The following is an 18,641-nucleotide window of genomic DNA, read 5'->3' as shown; positions in this document are numbered from 1 at the left end:
GCCGGACGACTACACCTCGACGTAGAGCAGCCGACCCTCCGCCCGGGCGATCAGCGCGGCTTCCCACATCTTCCGCGCCAGCGGGGGGATATCCGACTCGGGGATGTCCCCGGGGGCACTGAAGCGGTACTCGCTCAGCTCCCCCTCCTGCAGGCGGATGGACTGCTCTTCGACTGCGGACAGCTGTCCGCAGTCGAAGAGGTAATACGCGTGCGCCGGCCTGCCAGGGGCCGAGATGAAGGCAGACACCAGAAGGCGCCCCACCTCCAGGTCGAGACCGACTTCCTCGCGCATCTCGCGCGCGCACGCCTCACGAGGACGCTCCCCCTCATCGAGGTGGCCGCCGGGCAGGTTCCAGCCCGGCTTGTACGTCGGCTTCACGATGAGAACGCGGCCTTCGTGATCGGTCACGATCGCTCCGGCGGACACGCCTGCGGTCAGATGGGTGGGTCGCATGATTCTGTGCTCCGTCTTCTCGGTCAGGTCGTCATCGCTGCGACGGGGGTCGACGGTCCGCCGCGGTTCTCGCGGGTATCCACCGGGCCGATTCGGCCGTAGACAGCTGCGACGGCCCGAAGGTGCGGGATCTCTTCGGCGAGGTCGTCCCCGGCGCCGAAGGGGAACGGAGCAGGGAGGCCCGCCTCCCGCTCGGCCAGTTCGACCTTGGCGCCCCGGATCCAGTAGGCCTCGGCGGTGATGTCCGCGTCGCTGCCCTGCACTCCGTCCAGTTCGGCCTGCCGCCGGGCCCAGTCGACAAGGCCTTCGGGGGCATGGCGGCGAAGCTCGTAGATCACATCGCGGATCTCAGTGACGTAGCGGCCAAGGCGGCGGGTCGGGGAGTCGTCATGACCGAAGAGGTCGCGCAGTCTGTTCACCGGTGCACTGAGCTTCGTGTTGCCCAGGAGCTGGCTCGGGCGGTGCCGTACGACCTGCGGTGCAGTGAGCGCGAGGTCACGCCACAAAGGGTGCAGGTCCCGAAGAGAGCGCAGGGTCCGGTACCTGATGCCGGCGGCGTGCGAAGCCGGGGCAATGGCACCCAGGCCGTAGAGGAGGAACGTCGCGTACAGGATCGTGTCGGTCACGGCCTCCTGCTTGATAGCGAAGGCGTCAGAGACAGGGTGGACCGTGATCAGGATCAGGTAGCCGATGCGCAGGACGGCGTAGACCACGGCCAGGACCATCGAGGCGGACATCATGCGCAGCCCGATCTTCAGCGAGCGCATCGGTGCCTGCGACACGGCCCCACCCCACTGGACGGCACAGACCGCGGCGGCCGCCGCCGTGTAGAGGTAGAAGAGGCCCATGTACACCGCGAGTTCCGGCTCACCGGCGTGGCGGGCGAGGAAGAAGACGGTCGAGGTGTCGGGCTCGTCGAGGCCGATGAAGAAGACGGCCGCCATGACCGTCACGGTGATGAGGGAAGCCCGTGTGGCAACTCGGTGGACGAGGGCGGAGATTCGTACCGATCGGCGGACCTTGGCGGCGTCGTCAGCGGTGCGGTACACGGCCGTGACGTACTTGAGGAGGACGCAGATGCCCAGGATGGCCAGGACGTGTTTGACGAGGTAGGCGAGGTCCGTGACTCCGAAGCCGTTGAGCAGGTTGCGTCCTGGCTCGGTTCGTGCCAGCCAGGACGCGGCCAGGGCAGCGAAGGCGCCCCAGAGCGATCTCTCGCGCACGCGACCCCGTAGTGCGGACTTGGCTCTCAGTACGGCCTGCACGAGCAGCAGGCCCGCGATGGCGTACGCGAGCGCGTCAGACATTGTGATCCCCTCGTAGGGTGCTTGCTGCGTTGCCGCAGGGATAGGCGAAGTCCGCCGCCAGGCGTCGGGCGGTCGTGTCTTCGATGTAGGTGTCGAAGGAGGCTGCTTCGTTGATCCGGGCCGCAGCGGCTTCTGTGCGTACTTCCCGGTATGACTCATACCGGCGACGGGCCGCGACCTGGTTTCGTCCGATGAGCCGGTCCACGAGGGCTGCCGGAAGGCCCGCCACGAGGTCGTCCATCTCACCCTCGGTTACACCATCTGCGTCGTCGGCCCAGAGATGGACCAGCTCGTGCAGGATGATCTGCTGCCGGTGATAGGCCGAGGTGCTGTCCACGTGCAGGATCACGTCCAGCGCCTTGTGCTGGTGCTTGAGCCACAGTCCGCACACGCCGCTGCTGCCCAGGAGGTGGTCGGGGACCGGCATGAGGATGATCCGCCGGCCTCTGGCTGCCTCGATGTTTGCGATGAGCTGGTCCAGGTCAAACGGGACCGGGATGGGCATCGAGTCGACGATCGTGGAGACGTCACGGCGGAGGGTCCGCCGCTGCTGCCAAGCAGTGCGCCAGGAGGAGAAGATTGGGGGGCGAGCGGGTCTGCGCGGAGCTCGCAGTCGGCGGACCTTGTTGTCTGCCTCGACCTGCGGTGTGTCCTGAGCTATGTCTGCCGACTGGCTGGAGCCGTCGTTGCGCGACATTCCGCTGCTTCCCCCTTGATCATCGAGACGGGTCTCGAACCCTGCGGCGTCGTCGTGACGCCAGCAGGTCGGGCAGCCCTTCCTGTGCTGCCCTCGGCAGGACGCAGGTCAATCCCGGCACGTCCTTGCCTGCTGCGGTGGACACCTGCGGCAGCCATGCCGATGAGCCCCGTCTCCCACCGGCACAGCAACCGCCGCTGACCAAATCATTGGCACGCGCAGTGCGGAGCTCCCCCGACTGACGGCAGCAGTGCAATTCGCCCTGCAAGAGGGAGGGTTGACTGCGAACTGCTCATCCGCGTCGGCGTGCAGCGCATGAAAAGGTCCCGCGCCACGGCGCGCGGCGTAAGAACCTCACAGCGCCAGCCCCCTCGATCCATCTCAGTTGATCTGGCCGGTATGAACGTATGCGTATGCCCGTGGCATAGTCAACTGAGATGGATTGCCCTCGACGCCGAGAAGGACCGCATGACCCCCGCGAACCCGCGACCCCAGCCGGAAGAGCCGACTGAGGCGAATGACGCCTGTGACGAAGGTCTCTCGCTAGCCGACAAGCTGAACCAGCTCTTCGAAGTCGTACACCCGAAGGACCGCGGCCCTTACACCAATGACGAAGTCGCCGCAGCCCTTAAAGAGCAGGGCGGTTCCACGATATCCGGCACCTATCTATGGCAACTGCGAACTGGAAGGCGCGACAACCCGACGCGACGCCACTACGAGGCTATCGCGGAGTTCTTCAAGGTGCCCCCGGCGTACTTCTTCGATGATGATCTTGCGCGCCGATACGGCGAGCAGTTGAAGCGTCTACAGAAACTCCAGCAGTCCGGCGTGGAACGCGTAGCCCTGCGCGCCGTCGGCCTCTCCCCCAAGAGCATGGACACTCTGATGACCATGATCGACAGGGTGCGGGAACTGGAGGGGCTGCCCGACGAGCCCGACGAGCCGGTTCTCTAATGTGTCTGTCCAGGACCCATGACCAGCCCGGGGGGATTAGTTGATTCAGGAACAAAGGCGAGCCAGCGAAGGCTTCGTCCGCGGCCTCCGCCTCCCACCTGCCTCCAGCATCCGTGACCTGGCGCCCGAGATCGAACGGCGCACAGGTCGCGCAGTCGAGCTACAGCCCGCCGAATTGGACTGGTCTGCCCCGTGCGGCATGTGGGTCGCCACGAAGAGCCGCAACATCGTCTTCTTCGATCTGCGAACCACGTTGGCTCACCAGGATCACATCATCGCCCATGAATTCGCCCACATGCTGAGGAATCATAAGGGCGGCGCGAGCATTGGCGGTGAGACCGTCGGGGGACTTCTTCCGGATCTCGACCCTGAACTGATCCAGATGGTACTCGGCCGGACCCAGTACGACGAAAGAGACGAGATGGAAGCCGAACTCGACGGCTCGTATCTCCAAGCCCACATCCACGCATCCCAGCGTCGCATAATTTCCCAACGCGGCGAATCGGAAGTGGACCGACGCGTTGCGCGCACATTTCTGCGCGGAAGAAAGTAAGGCCCCGTGAAGGACATACTTCACCCCATCTGCTTGGTGATCGCAGGCTTGGGGTTCCTTTTCCTGCTCCGGGACCTGAAACAGAACAGACGAGAATCGTCCCTTGTGCTTCTGAGCCTGGTATATCTATCGTCCGCTCTGAGCTTCGCGATATCCATAACACCAATCTGGATTCGCATCGACAGCGTCTTGGGGATCACCAACATTGCGGTTCCGCTCGCGCAAAGCTGCGTGATCCTGGTGCTGGTGTTCCAGACCAGCGTGCTGGCTCACTGGGCCTTGCCGCCCCAGAAGGCGCGTCGTCGGACTCGCCTCTTCGGGTTCGTGGGCGTCGGGGTCATCGTTGGCCTGTTCGTCCTGTTCGCCCTCCTGACGCCGGCCGTACAGCGGACCTCCGACTTCGCCACGTACTACGTCCACGATCCGGCCTACAAGGCCTACCTCTCGCTCTACATGGCCGCGTACACGACCGCGGAGGTCTACCTCGGGGTCGTCTGCTGGCGACACGCACGCCAGGCCAGCAACGTCTGGGTCGTCCGCGGGCTGCGGACCATCACGACCGGGGCTGTTGTGATCATGGGCTACTGCGCTATCAGGATTAGCGGAATCCTTGGCGACTCGTTCGGCTTCAGTGTCGCCCGCTTCAAGGACATCGCCTGGTTCTGCGGAGATGTAGGGGCTCTCCTCACCTTGATCGGATATTTCCTTCCGACTCTGATGGGGCGGGTTGAGGGCCTTCGCGGCTGGTCCCGAGACCACTACGCCTTGTGGCGCCTTGAACCTCTCTGGCGAGCGCTCCAGGCCGCCGCACCCACGATCGCCCTAATGCCCGCTCCGTCACAGATACGAGAGCTTGTGCGGTTCCGTTCGGTGAGCTTCCTTCTATACCGGCGAGTAACCGAGATCCGTGACGGGATGATCGAACTCCGCCCCTACCTGGACCCGCAAGTTCGAGCCAAGGCCGAGAACCGGCTTAGAGAGCAAGGGCTCCGGGATCCCGACCTCGCGGCTGCCGTCACTGCGGAGCAAATCAGCCAGGGCATTTCCAGCCTGATGCGTGACCAGGACTTCGCCGAGCCGGCTGAGTACGCCGACGCCCGACTTTCGATTGCCACCACAGAAGAGGACATGCAGGCCCAACTGCGCATCGCCGCGCACTTCACTCCGCCCGTCGTATCCACCCCCAAATCGCAGCCAGCAGCACGTGCCGCCGGCCAGACGGGAGGCGAGCAGTGATCAGACGTACCTTCCTCGCAGGCACCGCAGCAGCCGTGGCCGTAAACGCCTCGATGCCCAGCGCTGCCCATGCCGTAGTTCCGCCCCGCACCCAGGACAAGGACGACCGAAGGGCCGCTTCCATGACCACCGCTCCCCACCTGCGCCCCGCCCACGAGCAGGTGGCGGCCCTCATAAGCCGAAGGGTCTCCAGCCGGCAACTCTTGGAGCTGCAGCTGAAGCACATCGAAGCGACCAACCCAGGGATCAACGCGATCGTCACCCTGGATGTCGAGCGGGCCAGAAGGGAAGCCGACAACGCGGACCGGCACATCGCACGCACGGGCAAGCCGCTCGGGCCTCTGCACGGTCTTCCCCTCACGGTGAAGGATGCCCTCGAGACCGCCGGTATGCGCACTACATGCGGCACGCCCGACCTGAAGGACCATGTTCCCGACCAGGACGCGGACGCCGTCGCTCGGCTCCGTGAAGCCGGCGCGATCGTCATCGGGAAGACCAACACCCCGGCGTACTGTCAGGACATCCAGACCTCCAACGCCGTCTTCGGTACCACGAAGAACCCGCATGCCCCCGGCCGGACCGCAGGCGGCTCCTCCGGCGGCCCAGCGGCCGCTGTCGCCGCAGGTCTCACGAGCCTCGATGTCGGCAGTGACCTTGCCGGATCACTCCGCCTCCCCGCGGCCTACTGCGGTGTCTACGCGCTGCGTCCGAGCTACGGACTGATCTCCACCCGCGGGCACATCCCCCGGCTGCCCGGCTGGCTCACTTCGAGCGACATGACCACGCTCGGTCCACTCGCGCGTACGCCGGCTGACCTCGCCCTCCTCCTGGACGCTCTCGTCGGGCCGTCACCGGCAGATGCCCCCGCCTGGCGCGTGGAGCTGCCCAGCCCCCGCTTGTCCCGGCTGCGGGACTACCGCGTCGGCATCTGGGCCGACGACGACTACTGCCACGTCGATTCGGACACCCGTGACCTGATGAACACCGTGACGGGACTCGTTCGCTCCTCCGGGGCGCAGGTCGACGTCGCCACGCGACCCGTCAGCATGCCGGAGTCCGACCGGGCGTTCACGAACCTGATGTACGCCACGTCGACCGCGACTACCCCGGACTCCGTGTTCCAGGGGGAGGTGGACCAGGCGGACAAGCTCGCCGCCGGCGACACATCACCCGGCGCCTTCTATCTGCGGGCGCGTACGCAGCGCCACCGTGACTGGCTGGTCGCGAACGAGGCCCGCGAGAAGCTGCGCCAGCGCTGGGCTCAGTACTTCACCCAGCACGACATCCTGATCACGCCGGCCGCACCGACAGCGGCTGTCGAAGACCAGACGTCCATCCCGGTGCAGCAGCGATCCATCACCGTCGACGGCGCGAAGCGCAGCTACTACGACCAGACAACCTGGCTGAACCTGACCAGCCAGGTACGCCTCCCGTCAGCGATCGTCCCCGCCGGGCGGACAGCCGACGGGCTGCCACTGAGCATTCAGGTCGTCGGACCGTACCTCGCCGACCGCACTGTCATCGCTGTGGCAGCACATTTGGCACAGATGCTGCCGAGGCCTCTGGGCCCTGCTGAGCTGCGAAAGCAGTAGAGCCAAGTACAGGCACTCAGCCAAGGTGCCCCGGCACTTTCAGGAGCTCCGTACGTGATGCACGTGATGGACGCCGTCAGTACGGCCTGGCGCACCTGAGAACGGACAGTCCAGCAGCTCCTCGATGATGCCGTGCTCGGCGAGGAGCTGCTCGACTTGCTGGAGCAGGACGGTGTCGCCGAGTTCGGTCAGGTGCACTCCGTCGCTCCACAAGGCGGCCGGGTCGCCTATCAGCCGGGCGACGGCTGTGAACGGGGCCCATACGTCCAGGAACAACGTGCCGTGCGCGGCGGCCGCCGCGTGGGCGACCTCGTTGTAGCGGGCCAGCTCCGCGTTCATCGCGGTGACGGTGGCCGGGTTTTCGATCGGGCCGAACGGGGTTTCGGAGACGACGATGATCCGGCGGGAGTATCCGCTGAGTTGGTCGAGTATGCCGGTCAGGTGCCGGGCATACTCCTTGATGCCGACTGCTTCGGTCATTCGGCCTTGGAAGTAGCGCCAGACGTCGTTGATACCGCAGCCGAGGAACACCAGGTCGTAGTCGGTGTTAGTCGTGGACCGGTTGGCTTCGACGATGCCGGCGATGTCGCGGCTGGTGGCACCGCCCTTCCCGTGATTGCGGACGTCGAAAGCGATGTGCGGCCAGGCGGCGCGCAGAGACAGGGCCAAGCGGTGCACCCAGCCGCGCTGGGCCCAGCGCTCGACGGTGACCCTGGAGCCGACCTCGGGCAAGTTCGCCTGGTCAGTCATCTGCGTGTTGACGGCCTCAAGGTGCTCCATGATCGAGGTGCCGAAGAACCCGACGGTCAGGGCGCGGCGGGCTTCTCCCAGCACGGGGGTACCGTCGAAGTCGATCACCACAGGTCCAGCACTTCCAGGACATGCGCGGCGGGTTCCAGGGGCGCGGAAGGAACGGTCGTGAGGATGTCATCGGGGACGGCTGCCTTGGTATCGAGCTTGATCATCTCGCGCCACCTCAGGACCTCCGGCCACAGCGCTGTCCAGGCTGGGCGCAGTTCTTCGACCGGGATGCTTTCGAGTCGGCGGCCGTCGATCAGGAGCCGGGCCGCTGTCTTAGCACCGATGCCGCGGACGCCACTGATGTTGTCCGCGGGGTCGCCCATCAGGGCGCGGAAGTCGGGCCACTGCTCGGCAAGGACCCCGTAGCGGGGACGAATGTGCTCACTGGCCGTGTAACGGCGGCCCTGAGCGAGGGCGGTGTTCAGCAGACGCACATCGGGGTCGACCAGGAGCTGGATGTAGTCCTTGTCGGTGGTCATAATGTCCACCGCGCGGCCTTCGGCGCGAGCGATCGTGGTCAGGGTCGCGATGACGTCGTCCGCCTCACAGCCGTCCTGCTCAACCCACTGAACCCCCATATGGGCGAGAGCGTTCTTGACCAAGGCAAGAGACGCGACCAGGCCCGTCTCGGGGGCCGGCCGCTGGGCCTTGTAGTCGCTGTCCTGTCTGGCGCGGGCCCGGGAACCGTCCTCGGAGTCGAAGACCACGAAGATCTCGAACCCATCGGCGTGCTGGGCTTGTGCCTTGCGCAGCAGCGCACTGAAGCCAAACACGCCGGTTCGGTCGATCATCTTGTCGCGGGTGGTAACGCGGGAGGCGGCGAAACCAAACCACGACCGGTGAAGGAGATAGTGGCCGTCGACGAGCAGTAGGGGCGTGGTCATGGCGTAGCCTCCAGGGATTCTGCATGCTGGTGGGGCCTGTGACCGCGGCGTACGGGCATCCGTTGCCGGATGGCCACGGAGTCTAGCCCCAGGGCAGAGTTGAGGCCGCCGATCGGGCCTTGCCGGGCGGGGGGTGCTGTGCATCGGCTGCCTACCTGTGCAGGTCGGGGCGAATGGGTGGGGTCAGACGTCCAGGAGCCCGAGCAGCGCGCCCTGCCCGGACTGGAGCACGTGCGCGGTCTTCAGCGGGATCCAGAAGCACTCGAACCGTGTCGGCTCCCCGTGTCCGTCGTGGTCCTCCTGGCTGGGCCACCGTTCGGGCGTCGGCTCGGTCAGCTCCATAAGGAAGACGTGGCGCTCCTGGATCTCGGGGCGGTACGGGCCTGTGTCGTACGAGGTCACTCCGACCTTGCGCACGATCTTGAAGCCCGTCAGCCCTGTCTCCTCGGAGGCCTCGCGCAACGCCGCCGCCTCGGGCGTCTCGCCCTCGCGAATGCTGCCGGCCGGGACCTGGACACCGACCTCCTCCCAGGGGAAGTCGACGTGACGGTGGACCAGCAGTTTGCCGTCACTCACGATGTAGCACAGCGCCTTGGACTTGGTGCTCTTCGCGGACATGGGGGTTCTCCTCAGGAGTCGTTCGGATCGCGCCCGCCAGCCGCAACCCGAAGTCGGGCAACGAGAACCGGGCAGAATGGAAGCGCTGAGTCTTCGACCGCCACCAAGTACTGGGCCGCCGCCCTGTACAGCGCTCATGTCACCGGGGACCGCGACATGGGCGCCGCCATGCTCGAAGATCTCGCCTACTGACTAGGCCGTCAGGCCAAGCCCCAGCGGCGTACGGAGACGTCACGGCGAGGTGTGCCGGGGAGCAGAAGGGTCATCAGCGAGGGCGATGGTCATCCAGGGAACAGCTTCGTGTCGGTAGGAGTGCCCGACCGGGTCGGTGCCGCTGCGGTCTTCGAGGCTGAAGGCAGTAACCATGATCAGGTCGGAGTCGTCAGCGACAGAGATGAGGTGCGTCCCGCAGCGTGGGCAGAAGCCCCGGTGAAGCGTGGGCCAAGTGGCGTACCACGTCGGCTCGCCGCCGGGACCGGTCCACGTCAGACCCGCCTTATCGAAGCCGACCCACAGGACTGCGGGGGCGCCAGAGATACGCGTCTCGTGTGGGCAGGAGCAAAGGTGCGGGTCGATCGGTTCACCGAGGACCTGGTACGCGATGGCCCGGCACTGGCAATGACCGGTCCGAGTGATCTCGGGTCGGGCAGGCTCAGGGTGCCGACCGGTCTGAGGCTGAGCGGAGGGCTGGTCGGGCGTGAGTGCGGCGTTCATCAGTTACTCAATTCGGGAGGTGGGGAGCTACCAGGAGACCGGGGCGGTGAGTTCTGTGACGGGCTGGTGAGCGGCTTGAGGGATGCCGAGAAGGACGCGAGCCTGATGTGCAACCGTGAGCTGCTCCGCTGCTGCGGATGATCCCCAGCCTGGGTGTCCACGGCAGGTCCGGCGGTGTCGACGAGGGTGATCTCGGGGCGGGGCCTGAGCAGGCTGACCACGCCCGCCCGGTATATGGGGTCCGGGGCGTGCAGCATGATGGCGATCCGAGAAGGCCCGGTCATGACGTCTGCCGGGGCACGGCGGCGAGCGGAGGAAGCGTCCAGGACAGGGCCTTCGGGCCCGCGCCGGAGGTGACGTGCTGGACCCCGGAGCTGTCGCGGAGATCGACCCGGTACCGCTCGGGCCGTCCGGCCTGCTCCCAGTGAGCGTGGAGATCCTCGAGTTCGGCCCACACATCACGCGGCCCATGTACTCGAACGGTGCCTTCGCCCCGGTCGGCCACGGCCCAGGAGTCGTCCTCGGGCGCGACGATCGTCATCGTCTCGGCCTGGAAGTCCCGGACCAGACCGGGGGCGAGGTACGCGGCGGCGAGCCAGAACCCGTACGCGTCGTCCGGCGGCAGCGCGAGCGGTGTGGACCGTGCAGTGCCGGGGTCGTCCTTGATGCGGGCGCGGTGGTCCAGGGCGTTGAGCCAGCGGTAGCCGAGCAAGGGCCGGTACCCGCGCGGCCGGCCCCGGAGGACCGCCTCGACCGTGCCGGCCGTAGTGCGGGTGACGAGGAGTTGGCCCGGCCAGCTCGACGTACGAGTCACGAGCGTCGTGAGCAGCCGGCCGCCCGGCGCGAGCTGCTCCACCCACGGCTCCGGAACACAGGGGACACCGATGCCGGAGTGGACACGGTCGTACGGCGCCTTCGCCTCGTGCCCTTCGAGCGCGTCACCCTCGATCACCACCGTACCGACGCCGAGCCGGTCCAGGTTCCGCTGGGCGAAGGCGGCCATGTGTCCGTCCCGCTCTACACCGGTGGCGAGGCCGGGACCGGTGATGGCGGCGGCGAGTGCGAGGGAGACGCCGGGGCCCGGTCCGAGCTCCAGATACCGCTGCCCGGAGCCGAGTTCCATGGCTTGGAGGGCTTCGATGGTGGCGGGGGTGTAGGTGGACATGGACGTCATGTGTCCGCCGGTGACCGGCCCGCGGGGGAGAGCGTCGAGGGGTTCGCCGTCGCGCTGGAGCAGGATCGACTCGTCGCTGTGGATCAGGTCGAGCCACTCCTGGTGGTCGTCGGGGTGGGAGCCGTTGAGGAGGCGCCAGTCGATCGGGTCCGCGCCCGGTCCGCTGACCCGGACGTAGGCGTGCGGGAGCAGGATCTCGCGCGGCAGGCGAAGCAGCGCGTCGCGCAGCAGCGAGTCGGTCAGGGCGCCCTCGGCTGTGAGCTGGTCGACCATGTCGGCACGCCGACGGCTCGTCACCGTGTGGAGGTCAAGAGCCATGAGCGGAGTCCTTCACGGGAGTGGGCGCAGCAGTGGGCATGGTGGTCAGGCGGCGGACCGGCGAGGCCCACAGCAGTGCTGCCGGCACGAGGTAGAGCAAGGTCCCGGCGATCAGCGCAGCGTGTACGGAGGAGGCGGCGGCGATGGCGCCGGCCGTGAGGGCGGCGGCCGGGCGCAGTCCGGTGACCAGCCAGACGGAGGTCTGCTGCGCGCGGGACTGCAGCTCGGGAGGGCACAGTTGCTGGCGCAGGGACCGCTGTGTCGTGCCCGCCGCGACCGCGGCCGCCGTCCTCAGCGCGCCGGCGGCCGCGATCACGCCCAGCCACACCGGTTCCGGCCGGGCGACGAGAAGGGGCACGCCGCACACGGCGTAGGCGAGGAACCCGGTCAGCATCACGCGTGCCGGCCCGAACCGGTCCACGAGACGGGTGGCGACCACCGCCCCCGCGAGGCCGCCGACGGCGGTGACGCCCATGACCAGGCCGAGACCGGTGCTGCCGGAGTCCAGGCGGGTCAGCAGCGTGTACGCGAAGTACGTCGTCACGATCCCGTCGGCGAAGGCGAGACCGGCGAGCGAGAGCACCAGGGGACGCTGTATCGGATCGCGCATCACGTAGCGGACCCCCTCGCGGATCGCGGCGCCCATCCGCGCGGGCCGGGCAGCCGCCGCCCGTCGTGCCGCGCTGGGCCGGATCCGGGAGGCGCACCAGGCGCTGAACAAGTACGAGACGGAGTCCAGCCACAGGGCGCGGCCCGCACCGAGGAGGCCCACGACGAGGGTGCCGCCGTAGGTACCGGCCGTGTCCGCCAGGGAGAAGGCGCCGGCGATCCGCGCGTTCGCCGGATGCATGTGGGCGCGGTCGACGATCTCGGGCACGATGGCGATCGACGCGGCCTGGTGCAGCACGGTCAGTGCCCCCAGCAGCAGGGCAACCGCGTAGAGCACGGGCACGGACAGGACGCCCACGGCCCAGCAGACTGGCACCACGGACACCACCGCGGCTGCGGCGAGATCCGTACCGATCATGATCTTCTTCTTCGGGTACCGGTCGCCGGCCACCCCGGCGGGCAGCGCGAGAACGAACGCGGGCACCGTAGCCGCGGCGGCCAGCAGCGACACCTGACCGGGGGAGGCGCCCAGCTCCAGCACCGCAATCACCGGCAGCGCCACGCCGTGGACCGAAGACCCCGCGAGGGTCACCGCCTCGCCGACCCAGTACGCGCGAAAGGACCTGTTGGTGCGCAGAGTAAGGGCGGCCACGCCTTCCGCGGCCGCGTCATGGACTGTGCTGGTGGGCGTCACGATCGGCTCCGCTCCGGCCGGCGAGCCAGGGTGTGCACGAGGTGACCCATGTCCCGGTAGGGGCTCCGCGAGGACGCGGCCCACTCCAGCTCCAGTGCCGCCGCGTACGCGGCCGGATCCGGAGCCCAGATGTCGTCGAAGTGGTCGTGGAAGATCCGCACGCCCTGCCAAGGCTGCGGACTCAGCCCGTATTCGGCGGCGAGCCGGTCGAGAACGTCGGGGTCGTCACCACGGGTTTCCCGGCCGAGATTGCCCACGCTCCGCTCCGCCCCGGACACGATGAGCCGGCACGCGGTCTCGGAGTCGCCGACGAGAGCCTCGCGTACGCCGATGGCCCGGCGGTTCTTGGCGAGGATGCTCAACAGGCCGCCCGGCGCGACGAGCCCTGCCAGACGGGCGACCGCCTCACCGGGATCGTCCAGGTACATCAGCACGCCGTGACAGCACACCCCGTCGAACGGCTCCCCGTCCAAGGAAAGCGACTCGAAGCCGGCGTTGACGAGCCGGACGCGGTCGGCGAGCTCGGGCCGGGCCGCGAGACGGTCGGCCGCGGCCGCCAGCATGGTGGCGGCCGGATCGACGCCGGTCACCTGGTGGCCGGCCGCGGCGAGGCGCAGCGTCATCTCGCCGTTCCCGCAGCCGACGTCCAGAATCCGAGCGGGCGCGGTCGGGAGCTCGGCGAGAAGCCGGCGTTCCACCAAGTCGTGACGCAGGCGGCCCCGCGCGCTGTCGGAGTGGGCGGCGTACGCGGCCCCCACCGAGTCAAACGCGGTCACCGTGTCCATCCCAGTTCCGTGTAGACGCGTCCGGCCCGAATGCCCTCGATCGCAGCGCGCGTGTAGGGGACGATCGACTCGGGCAGGCCCTTGACGTTCCACCACTCCCACTGGACGCACTTGTCCGGCTCCCGCAGCTTCGGCTCACCCTCCCAGCGGAGGGCGCGGAAGAAGAGCTGGACGCGGGGCGGGTCCGTGGGCTGTTCCCTCATGTGTACGGTGTGGACGAGCTCGACGTCCGCCGACTCGATGACCAGTCCCGCCTCCTCGTACGCCTCCCGCACCAGGCAAGCACTCGCGGCCTCCGCCTCGCAGTGGCCCGCCAGCACGTGCCAGGACCCGCCCGCGTACGCCGAGTCGGGATGCCGCAGGCCCAGCAGGACCTGCCCGCCGCGTTCCAGGTAGAGGTGGACACCGACCACGTTCAGCACGGTCCCGGATGGCGCCTCCGCCCGCGCGGTCCCTGCGGGCGCCGTCGGACCGTCGGCGGGCAGGGGATGATCGACGGCGTGCTGCTCCAGCAGTTCCCGGGTCGAGGGCAGCATCGTCATGTGCGGGAACTTCTCGGGCCGCACCCAGGCGAGCATCACGCCCTCGGTGAGGGGCAGACGGGCCGGGTCGCCGTTCCAGAGGCCGGTGAACAGCTGGATCGGCACCCTTGTTCCGTCGGTGCCGGTGACGTGCTCGACCGCGTACGGCTCCAGGTCCGCGACCGTCAGGCCGGCCTCCTCGCGCAGCTCCCGGCGGACCGTGTCGAGCAGGGTACGGTCCTGCGGCTCCCGGCCGCCGCCGAGCAGCGACCAGCACCCGGGTTCCCAGATCCACGGCTTGTTGGCGTCCCGCAGGTGCAGCAGGTACCGGCCGTTGCCGTCGTGGATGATTGCGGAGGCGTTCACCGGAACGATCACCCCGTCCAGAGCCGAGCTGGCGAGTTTCTCGCGCAGCGTCGGGGAGGACACTTCGTCGAACGGCAGCCAAGCCGATCCCGTGACCTCTTCGGTTTGCAGTGCGAGCTCGGGCGCATCGTCGGCGAGGTAGAAGACGAAGCGCACGTCGTAGTGCGAGTGGGCCGCTTCGCCTCGTGTCGGGTTGCGATCGATGGCGTGGACGTCGATGTCGATCGGCTCGTTGCGGAGCTCGGGCGTCAGGACGAGAGCCGAGGCTGGGATCCCGGTTTCCTCCTTGACCTCGCGCAGGGCCGCGGCCAGGAGAGTGTCGTCGTCCGTTTCGACGTGTCCGCCGGGGGCGAGCAGCAGTCCTCCGCTGGCCTTGTGGCGGATGTGCAGGACCCGCCGGTGCCGGTCGATCACTACGGCGCTGCACGTGATGTGTGCTGGAAGGGTGGTGCGGTTGGTCGGCTCGGCGCCGGCGTCCAGGGCTGCCAGCAGGCCGGCCAGGGCGTCTCGTTCGCCGGGGTGCCGGTCGAGGTAGGCGGTGACCACGGTACGGATGTGAGAGAGGGAGGGCGGCATCAGAACCTCGGCGTTGAGGGGACGGGTGTGTCACGCGGAACCGGCTTGGGCTCTTGTTGAGCCGGGCATGGGGGCAGGGGCGGCTTGGCTGTCAGCGAGGGGACGGACGTGACGGGGCGTGATCGGTCAGCGGTCCTGGGAGAGTTCCAGCAGTTCGGCGAAGGTGCCGCCGGCGTGGACGAGGTCGTCGTACCGGCCCTGTTCGGTGATCCGGCCGTGCTCCATCACGATGATGTGGTCGGCGATCTTGGTGTTCTCCAGGCGGTGGGTGACCACGATCGTGATGCGGTCGGCGGCGATGGCCTTGATCTGCTCGAAGATCTGGTGCTCGCCGCGCGGGTCCATCTGGGAGGTGGGCTCGTCGAGGATCAGCAGCCCCGGGCGCCTGTACAGGACCCTTGAACAGGCGATGCGCTGCCACTGCCCGCCGGAGAGCTCCGAGCCGCCGAAGACGTCGCGGGCCAGGAGGGTGTCGAGACCTGCGGGAAGGTCCTCGACGGCCTCGCGCAGGCCGACCGCGTCGATGGCCTCCCACACGGGGGCGTCGTCGTGGGTGCGGGGCTGGCCGAGGGTGACGTTCTCGCGGACCCGCAGCGGCCACTGGGCGAAGATCTGCGGTACCAGGCCGGTGTTCGCCCACACCGTGGCGGGGTCCATCTCGGCGAGGTCGGTGCCGTTCCACGTGACCTTGCCTTTGTCGGGCAGGTAGATCCCGGTCAGCAGCCGGGTGAGCGTGGACTTCCCCGACCCGTTCGCACCGATGATCGCGAGGATCTGCCCGCGCTGCAGAGCGAGCGAGACGCCGTCCACGGCGGGCTTGTCCTTGCCCGGGTACTGGTAGACGACCTCCTCGAGCCGGATCTCCTCGGTCGGCGCGGCATGCGCGAGGGGGCCGCGCTTGGGAGCGCGGGCCGCGGCATCGTCGAGGAAGGCCTGCATGTCACTGAGGTACAGGCTGGTGTGGAAGACCGCGGCGCCGTTGATGACCACCTGGGACAGCGCGGCGAGCGTGGTCTGCACGGCGATGACCGCCGTCGCCGCTACCGCGAGCTCGACCCGGCCGGAGACCGCCAGCCACGCCAGCGCGCCCCAGGTCACGATGAGGAAGACACCGCCGGCCAGCGCGGAGAGCAGGGCGATCCGCAGGGTCCGCGGCGCGGCGGCCAGGGTGCGCCGGTCGCACCGGTCGGACAGAGCCCGGTACCAGTAGATGAGGTAGTCCGTCATCGAGTTGGCGCGGACCTCGTCGCCGTACTTCGACTCGGTCGCCCACCAGCGCATCATCCCGCGCACGTTGCGGTCGGCGATGTTGGCGTAGTGGATCTCGTAGTCGACCCGGGCGGTCAGCACGGCGCCGACGCCGGCCGGCAGCACCGCGAGCAGGAGCGGCGGCAACATCCACGGGTTCAGCACCGACAGCACGCCGCCGGCGGTGACCATGCGGATCAGCGCGGACAGGAACCGCTGAGCGTCGGTGACCATGACGTGCGTACGGATCACCCCCATCTCGGCCGCCTCATGCCGGTCCGAGAAGCCGTCCTCCGCGTAGGCCGACGCCTCCACGCGGCACACCGCCTCCACCAGCGCGGTGTCCGTCTCCGTGGTCAACCGCGGAGTGATCCGCCGCTCGGCGTACGCGGCTACCGCTCCCGCCGCGCGTGCCAGCGCGGCGGCGAGCGCCACCACCAGCAGCGCCGGCAGGGCGCCGCGCAGCCGCTCGCCGGCTGTGCCGTCCCCGAGGACCGGTGCCATGGCGCGGGCCGTGGCGGCCAGCAGCACGGCGGCCGAGACGCCCGTGACCAGCTGGCAGCCGACAAGCAGCTGCACGGCCCGCCGGTCGATCCGCCACGACAGCCGCGCGATCCGGCCCAGGACGGCCGGGATCTGCGCGCACATCCGCCGGAAGGAGACCTCGGCGAGAGGATTGACGGAGTACTGCCCGCTGTACGTGATCTCCGCTGGCAAGGGCGGCGGAGGCACGGTCTTCTGCTGTTCGTTCGTTTCGGCCGAGCTCAAGGCGGGTCCCCCTAAACGGTCGTCCAGCATCGTCGTGAGGTTCAACGACCACGCCGAGATATCGAACTGGTGTATTTGAGTCGCTTCGGATTTCCCGAGATAGAGCGGCCGGAGCCGTATGGAGAATGCACGGACCCAATCCCCGCAACAGGTCTGTGGAACGGAGCGGTTGGCCGAATCGCCGAGGGTGGTGCTCGCCGCCTAGCGCAGGCGAAGGCGCTGGCAGTGGCCATGAATGTCGTGAACGATCGTGCGGGCCCGTGGGTGTGCTGCGCTGTGCCTGTCAAGGACGAAGGCAAGATCGCGTAGCAACATGACGCTTCGGGTGGATGCGACGGTCGGCAGCCGGGTGAGGGCGGTCTCGGCTGCATCGACGGCGGTGTCGAGATTGCCGAGCTGGGCTTGAGCCAGGCTGTAGAGGGCTCCGTGGCGTAGGGCGGAGCGTTGATGGTCGCCCCCCAGCGGTGTCTGCGCCCTGGCCTGTAAGAGCTGGGATGCCCGGGGTAACACGATCAACGGGTCAGCGGTGCGTTTGGCGGCGAGAATGACCAGGCCGCGTCCGGCGATCGCGTCGAGTTCGGTTCGGTCGGCGTGGCCGGCCCAGGAGGGGGCTTCGGCTTGAAGATCTGCTTGTTCGAAGAAGCGGTTGCTGTCGTCGATCGATGCCTCGAAGGCGTCCAGTTCACGGGCGCTGGCGTGGGCGATTCCCTTGCGGGCGGCGACGAGTGCTCGCACGCTCGGCGCGGCGTGCGCGGCTGCCTCGGTGGCCGTCGCAGCGAGTTGGACGGCATCGGCGGCCTGTCCGTAGTCAGCCGCTTGCCCTGACATGCGAGCGAGGATGCTGGCGACGAGGGCGTGATCGCCTGCGGCATGGGCGGCTCGCAAGGCCATGAGGTAGAGGCGCTGGGAAATGCCAGCAGCGAGTTCGTCATGATGCATGGAGGCCAGGGTCTGGCAGACCTGAGCCAGAGATCGGGCCAGGTGGGCACCGGCTTCGGGGGAGTAGTCGCCTTCTTGGAGCAGCTTCACGATGATCGGGACGGACATGCTGATGGTCTGCCTGGCCGAGCTGCCTTCCCTGTCGTCAGCGGCCTGCGCGGAGGAGACCAGGCTGTCCACGATCCGCAGTGCGGATGGCGGGACCGCGGTGGTCGGCTTGCGTGGGGCGATGAGACGGGGAATCGGGGCGGCGAGGGATTGCCAGGCCAGCGTTGTCAGGACGGTTCCCGTGGCGGCCAGCACCACACGGCGGGCGGGCACCTTGTCCAGTTCCTGCAGCAGATTGTGCAGGCCGGTGATGTCCCAGGGTTGATCGAGCCCCTCGTGTGCGCGGATCACTTCGGTGACGGTAGTCGGGCCGCGATGCACCCAGACGTCATCAAAGGTGAGATCCCTTCCCAAGGCAGTCGATAGTGCTCGGACGACGAGAGCCGGCACGGGGCCACTCGGGACGTGCCCACGCAGCCACTTGTAGGGGGTGGTGCGGTGGATCACGCGGCGGCTGCCGGCCTGGTGGAGTAGCCGGTTCACGCGGTCGGCAAGAACACCGACGCTGTCCCATCCGGTCTCGGCTATCAGCTGTCCGAGCCGGTGATTGGGGGAGAGCTCTTTTGACCGAGCCATGGGGAGTCCTTCAACACGATGGCGCATCAGAGAGTGACGGAGAATGTACACCGCGTGGCTGATTGTCCCGGGATAGTCCCGGGAAGTGGCTCGATCATCCCGGCCCTAGGTGGCCACCGGGGAGGGGCCGCAGCGGGTTGCACAGGT

17 protein-coding genes are annotated in these 18,641 nt (G+C 68.1%); 3 read left to right on the top strand and 14 right to left on the bottom strand.

Translation table 11 applies throughout. From position 1 onward, the window contains the following. Positions 1–9: 9 nt before the first annotated feature. The 3 genes from ACPXCS_RS28720 to ACPXCS_RS28710 are packed head-to-tail and all read right to left on the bottom strand — an operon-like array spanning position 10 to position 2,268. Positions 10–456, bottom strand: a complete 447-nt coding sequence (locus ACPXCS_RS28720) for an NUDIX domain-containing protein (RefSeq protein WP_425823614.1) — start codon at positions 454–456, stop codon at positions 10–12. Positions 457–479: 23 nt separating this feature from the next. After that, entirely contained in the window at positions 480–1,763 is a 1,284-nt protein-coding gene (locus ACPXCS_RS28715; protein ID WP_425823616.1) for an MAB_1171c family putative transporter, read from the bottom strand. Beyond that, a complete protein-coding gene (locus tag ACPXCS_RS28710) occupies positions 1,756–2,268 on the bottom strand; it encodes a hypothetical protein (RefSeq protein WP_351867097.1) in 513 nt (170 codons plus the stop codon). Before ACPXCS_RS28710 ends, ACPXCS_RS28715 begins: the two co-directional genes overlap by 8 nt. Positions 2,269–2,928: 660 nt before the next feature. Here ACPXCS_RS28710 and ACPXCS_RS28705 point away from each other — a divergent pair. Then, a complete protein-coding gene (locus ACPXCS_RS28705) occupies positions 2,929–3,414 on the top strand; it encodes an XRE family transcriptional regulator (protein WP_351867094.1) in 486 nt (161 codons plus the stop codon). A 160-nt stretch (positions 3,415–3,574) separates the two neighbouring features. Here the strand turns inward: ACPXCS_RS28705 and ACPXCS_RS28700 are convergent, their stop codons facing one another. Further along, positions 3,575–3,991: a hypothetical protein gene (locus tag ACPXCS_RS28700; RefSeq protein ID WP_425946732.1), complete on the bottom strand. Its 417-nt coding sequence runs from the start codon at positions 3,989–3,991 to the stop codon at positions 3,575–3,577. Between ACPXCS_RS28700 and ACPXCS_RS28695 the strand changes: the two genes are divergently transcribed. Both ACPXCS_RS28695 and ACPXCS_RS28690 read left to right on the top strand, forming a co-directional pair. Continuing rightward, on the top strand, positions 3,974–5,203 hold the full coding sequence (locus tag ACPXCS_RS28695) for an MAB_1171c family putative transporter (protein ID WP_425823620.1): 1,230 nt from the start codon (positions 3,974–3,976) through the stop codon (positions 5,201–5,203). The genes ACPXCS_RS28700 and ACPXCS_RS28695 overlap by 18 nt on opposite strands. Positions 5,204–5,325: 122 nt before the next feature. Next, the gene (locus ACPXCS_RS28690; protein WP_425823622.1) at positions 5,326–6,795 is read left to right on the top strand and encodes an amidase; all 1,470 of its coding nucleotides are present in this window, start codon (positions 5,326–5,328) and stop codon (positions 6,793–6,795) included. 39 nt (positions 6,796–6,834) lie between these two features. On the opposite strand, the gene ACPXCS_RS28685 is transcribed toward ACPXCS_RS28690, so the two are convergent. The 10 genes from ACPXCS_RS28685 to ACPXCS_RS28640 all read right to left on the bottom strand — a co-directional run bounded on the left by ACPXCS_RS28685 (position 6,835) and on the right by ACPXCS_RS28640 (position 18,494). Then, a complete protein-coding gene (locus ACPXCS_RS28685) occupies positions 6,835–7,653 on the bottom strand; it encodes an SGNH/GDSL hydrolase family protein (RefSeq protein WP_425823624.1) in 819 nt (272 codons plus the stop codon). Next, complete coding sequence (locus ACPXCS_RS28680; RefSeq protein ID WP_425823626.1) at positions 7,650–8,480, bottom strand: 5'-3' exonuclease; 831 nt, start codon at positions 8,478–8,480, stop codon at positions 7,650–7,652. The genes ACPXCS_RS28685 and ACPXCS_RS28680 overlap by 4 nt, the downstream gene beginning before the upstream one ends. A gap of 183 nt (positions 8,481–8,663) precedes the next feature. Next, the gene (locus tag ACPXCS_RS28675) at positions 8,664–9,098 is read right to left on the bottom strand and encodes an NUDIX hydrolase (RefSeq protein ID WP_425823628.1); all 435 of its coding nucleotides are present in this window, start codon (positions 9,096–9,098) and stop codon (positions 8,664–8,666) included. 231 nt (positions 9,099–9,329) lie between these two features. Continuing rightward, a complete protein-coding gene (locus ACPXCS_RS28670) occupies positions 9,330–9,812 on the bottom strand; it encodes a GFA family protein (RefSeq protein ID WP_425823630.1) in 483 nt (160 codons plus the stop codon). Between the two features lie 280 nt (positions 9,813–10,092). Beyond that, positions 10,093–11,304 (bottom strand): methyltransferase, encoded by a 1,212-nt coding sequence (locus ACPXCS_RS28665; RefSeq protein WP_425823632.1) that lies wholly within the window; start codon positions 11,302–11,304, stop codon positions 10,093–10,095. Further along, positions 11,294–12,607 (bottom strand): MFS transporter, encoded by a 1,314-nt coding sequence (locus tag ACPXCS_RS28660; protein WP_425823633.1) that lies wholly within the window; start codon positions 12,605–12,607, stop codon positions 11,294–11,296. Before ACPXCS_RS28660 ends, ACPXCS_RS28665 begins: the two co-directional genes overlap by 11 nt. After that, positions 12,604–13,392 carry a class I SAM-dependent methyltransferase gene (locus ACPXCS_RS28655; RefSeq protein ID WP_425946731.1) on the bottom strand — a complete coding sequence of 263 codons (789 nt, stop codon included), beginning with the start codon at positions 13,390–13,392 and terminating at the stop codon, positions 12,604–12,606. The genes ACPXCS_RS28660 and ACPXCS_RS28655 overlap by 4 nt, the downstream gene beginning before the upstream one ends. After that, positions 13,380–14,855 (bottom strand): NUDIX domain-containing protein, encoded by a 1,476-nt coding sequence (locus ACPXCS_RS28650; RefSeq protein ID WP_425823637.1) that lies wholly within the window; start codon positions 14,853–14,855, stop codon positions 13,380–13,382. The genes ACPXCS_RS28655 and ACPXCS_RS28650 overlap by 13 nt, the downstream gene beginning before the upstream one ends. A gap of 126 nt (positions 14,856–14,981) precedes the next feature. Continuing rightward, a complete protein-coding gene (locus ACPXCS_RS28645) occupies positions 14,982–16,871 on the bottom strand; it encodes an ATP-binding cassette domain-containing protein (protein ID WP_425823639.1) in 1,890 nt (629 codons plus the stop codon). 201 nt (positions 16,872–17,072) lie between these two features. Then, positions 17,073–18,494: a hypothetical protein gene (locus ACPXCS_RS28640; RefSeq protein WP_425823641.1), complete on the bottom strand. Its 1,422-nt coding sequence runs from the start codon at positions 18,492–18,494 to the stop codon at positions 17,073–17,075. Positions 18,495–18,641 lie beyond the last annotated feature (147 nt).

It is taken from the genome of Streptomyces sp. DT190, assembly GCF_049846985.1.
Classification (GTDB): Bacteria; Actinomycetota; Actinomycetes; order Streptomycetales; family Streptomycetaceae; genus Streptomyces.
Note: the sequence above shows the minus strand (reverse complement) of the source record. Positions and strands in the feature narration are given on the sequence as shown.

Excerpts from the sequence above, each read along its gene's own strand:
- ACPXCS_RS28720 (WP_425823614.1), bottom strand. The coding sequence starts at position 456 with ATGCGACCCACCCATCTGACCGCAGGCGTGTCCGCCGGAGCGATCGTG.
- ACPXCS_RS28715 (WP_425823616.1), bottom strand. The coding sequence starts at position 1,763 with ATGTCTGACGCGCTCGCGTACGCCATCGCGGGCCTGCTGCTCGTGCAG.
- ACPXCS_RS28710 (WP_351867097.1), bottom strand. The coding sequence starts at position 2,268 with ATGCCCATCCCGGTCCCGTTTGACCTGGACCAGCTCATCGCAAACATC.
- ACPXCS_RS28705 (WP_351867094.1), top strand. The coding sequence starts at position 2,929 with ATGACCCCCGCGAACCCGCGACCCCAGCCGGAAGAGCCGACTGAGGCG.
- ACPXCS_RS28690 (WP_425823622.1), top strand. The coding sequence starts at position 5,326 with ATGACCACCGCTCCCCACCTGCGCCCCGCCCACGAGCAGGTGGCGGCC.
- ACPXCS_RS28680 (WP_425823626.1), bottom strand. The coding sequence starts at position 8,480 with ATGACCACGCCCCTACTGCTCGTCGACGGCCACTATCTCCTTCACCGG.
- ACPXCS_RS28675 (WP_425823628.1), bottom strand. The coding sequence starts at position 9,098 with ATGTCCGCGAAGAGCACCAAGTCCAAGGCGCTGTGCTACATCGTGAGT.
- ACPXCS_RS28670 (WP_425823630.1), bottom strand. The coding sequence starts at position 9,812 with ATGAACGCCGCACTCACGCCCGACCAGCCCTCCGCTCAGCCTCAGACC.
- ACPXCS_RS28665 (WP_425823632.1), bottom strand. The coding sequence starts at position 11,304 with ATGGCTCTTGACCTCCACACGGTGACGAGCCGTCGGCGTGCCGACATG.
- ACPXCS_RS28655 (WP_425946731.1), bottom strand. The coding sequence starts at position 13,392 with ATGGACACGGTGACCGCGTTTGACTCGGTGGGGGCCGCGTACGCCGCC.
- ACPXCS_RS28650 (WP_425823637.1), bottom strand. The coding sequence starts at position 14,855 with ATGCCGCCCTCCCTCTCTCACATCCGTACCGTGGTCACCGCCTACCTC.
- ACPXCS_RS28640 (WP_425823641.1), bottom strand. The coding sequence starts at position 18,494 with ATGGCTCGGTCAAAAGAGCTCTCCCCCAATCACCGGCTCGGACAGCTG.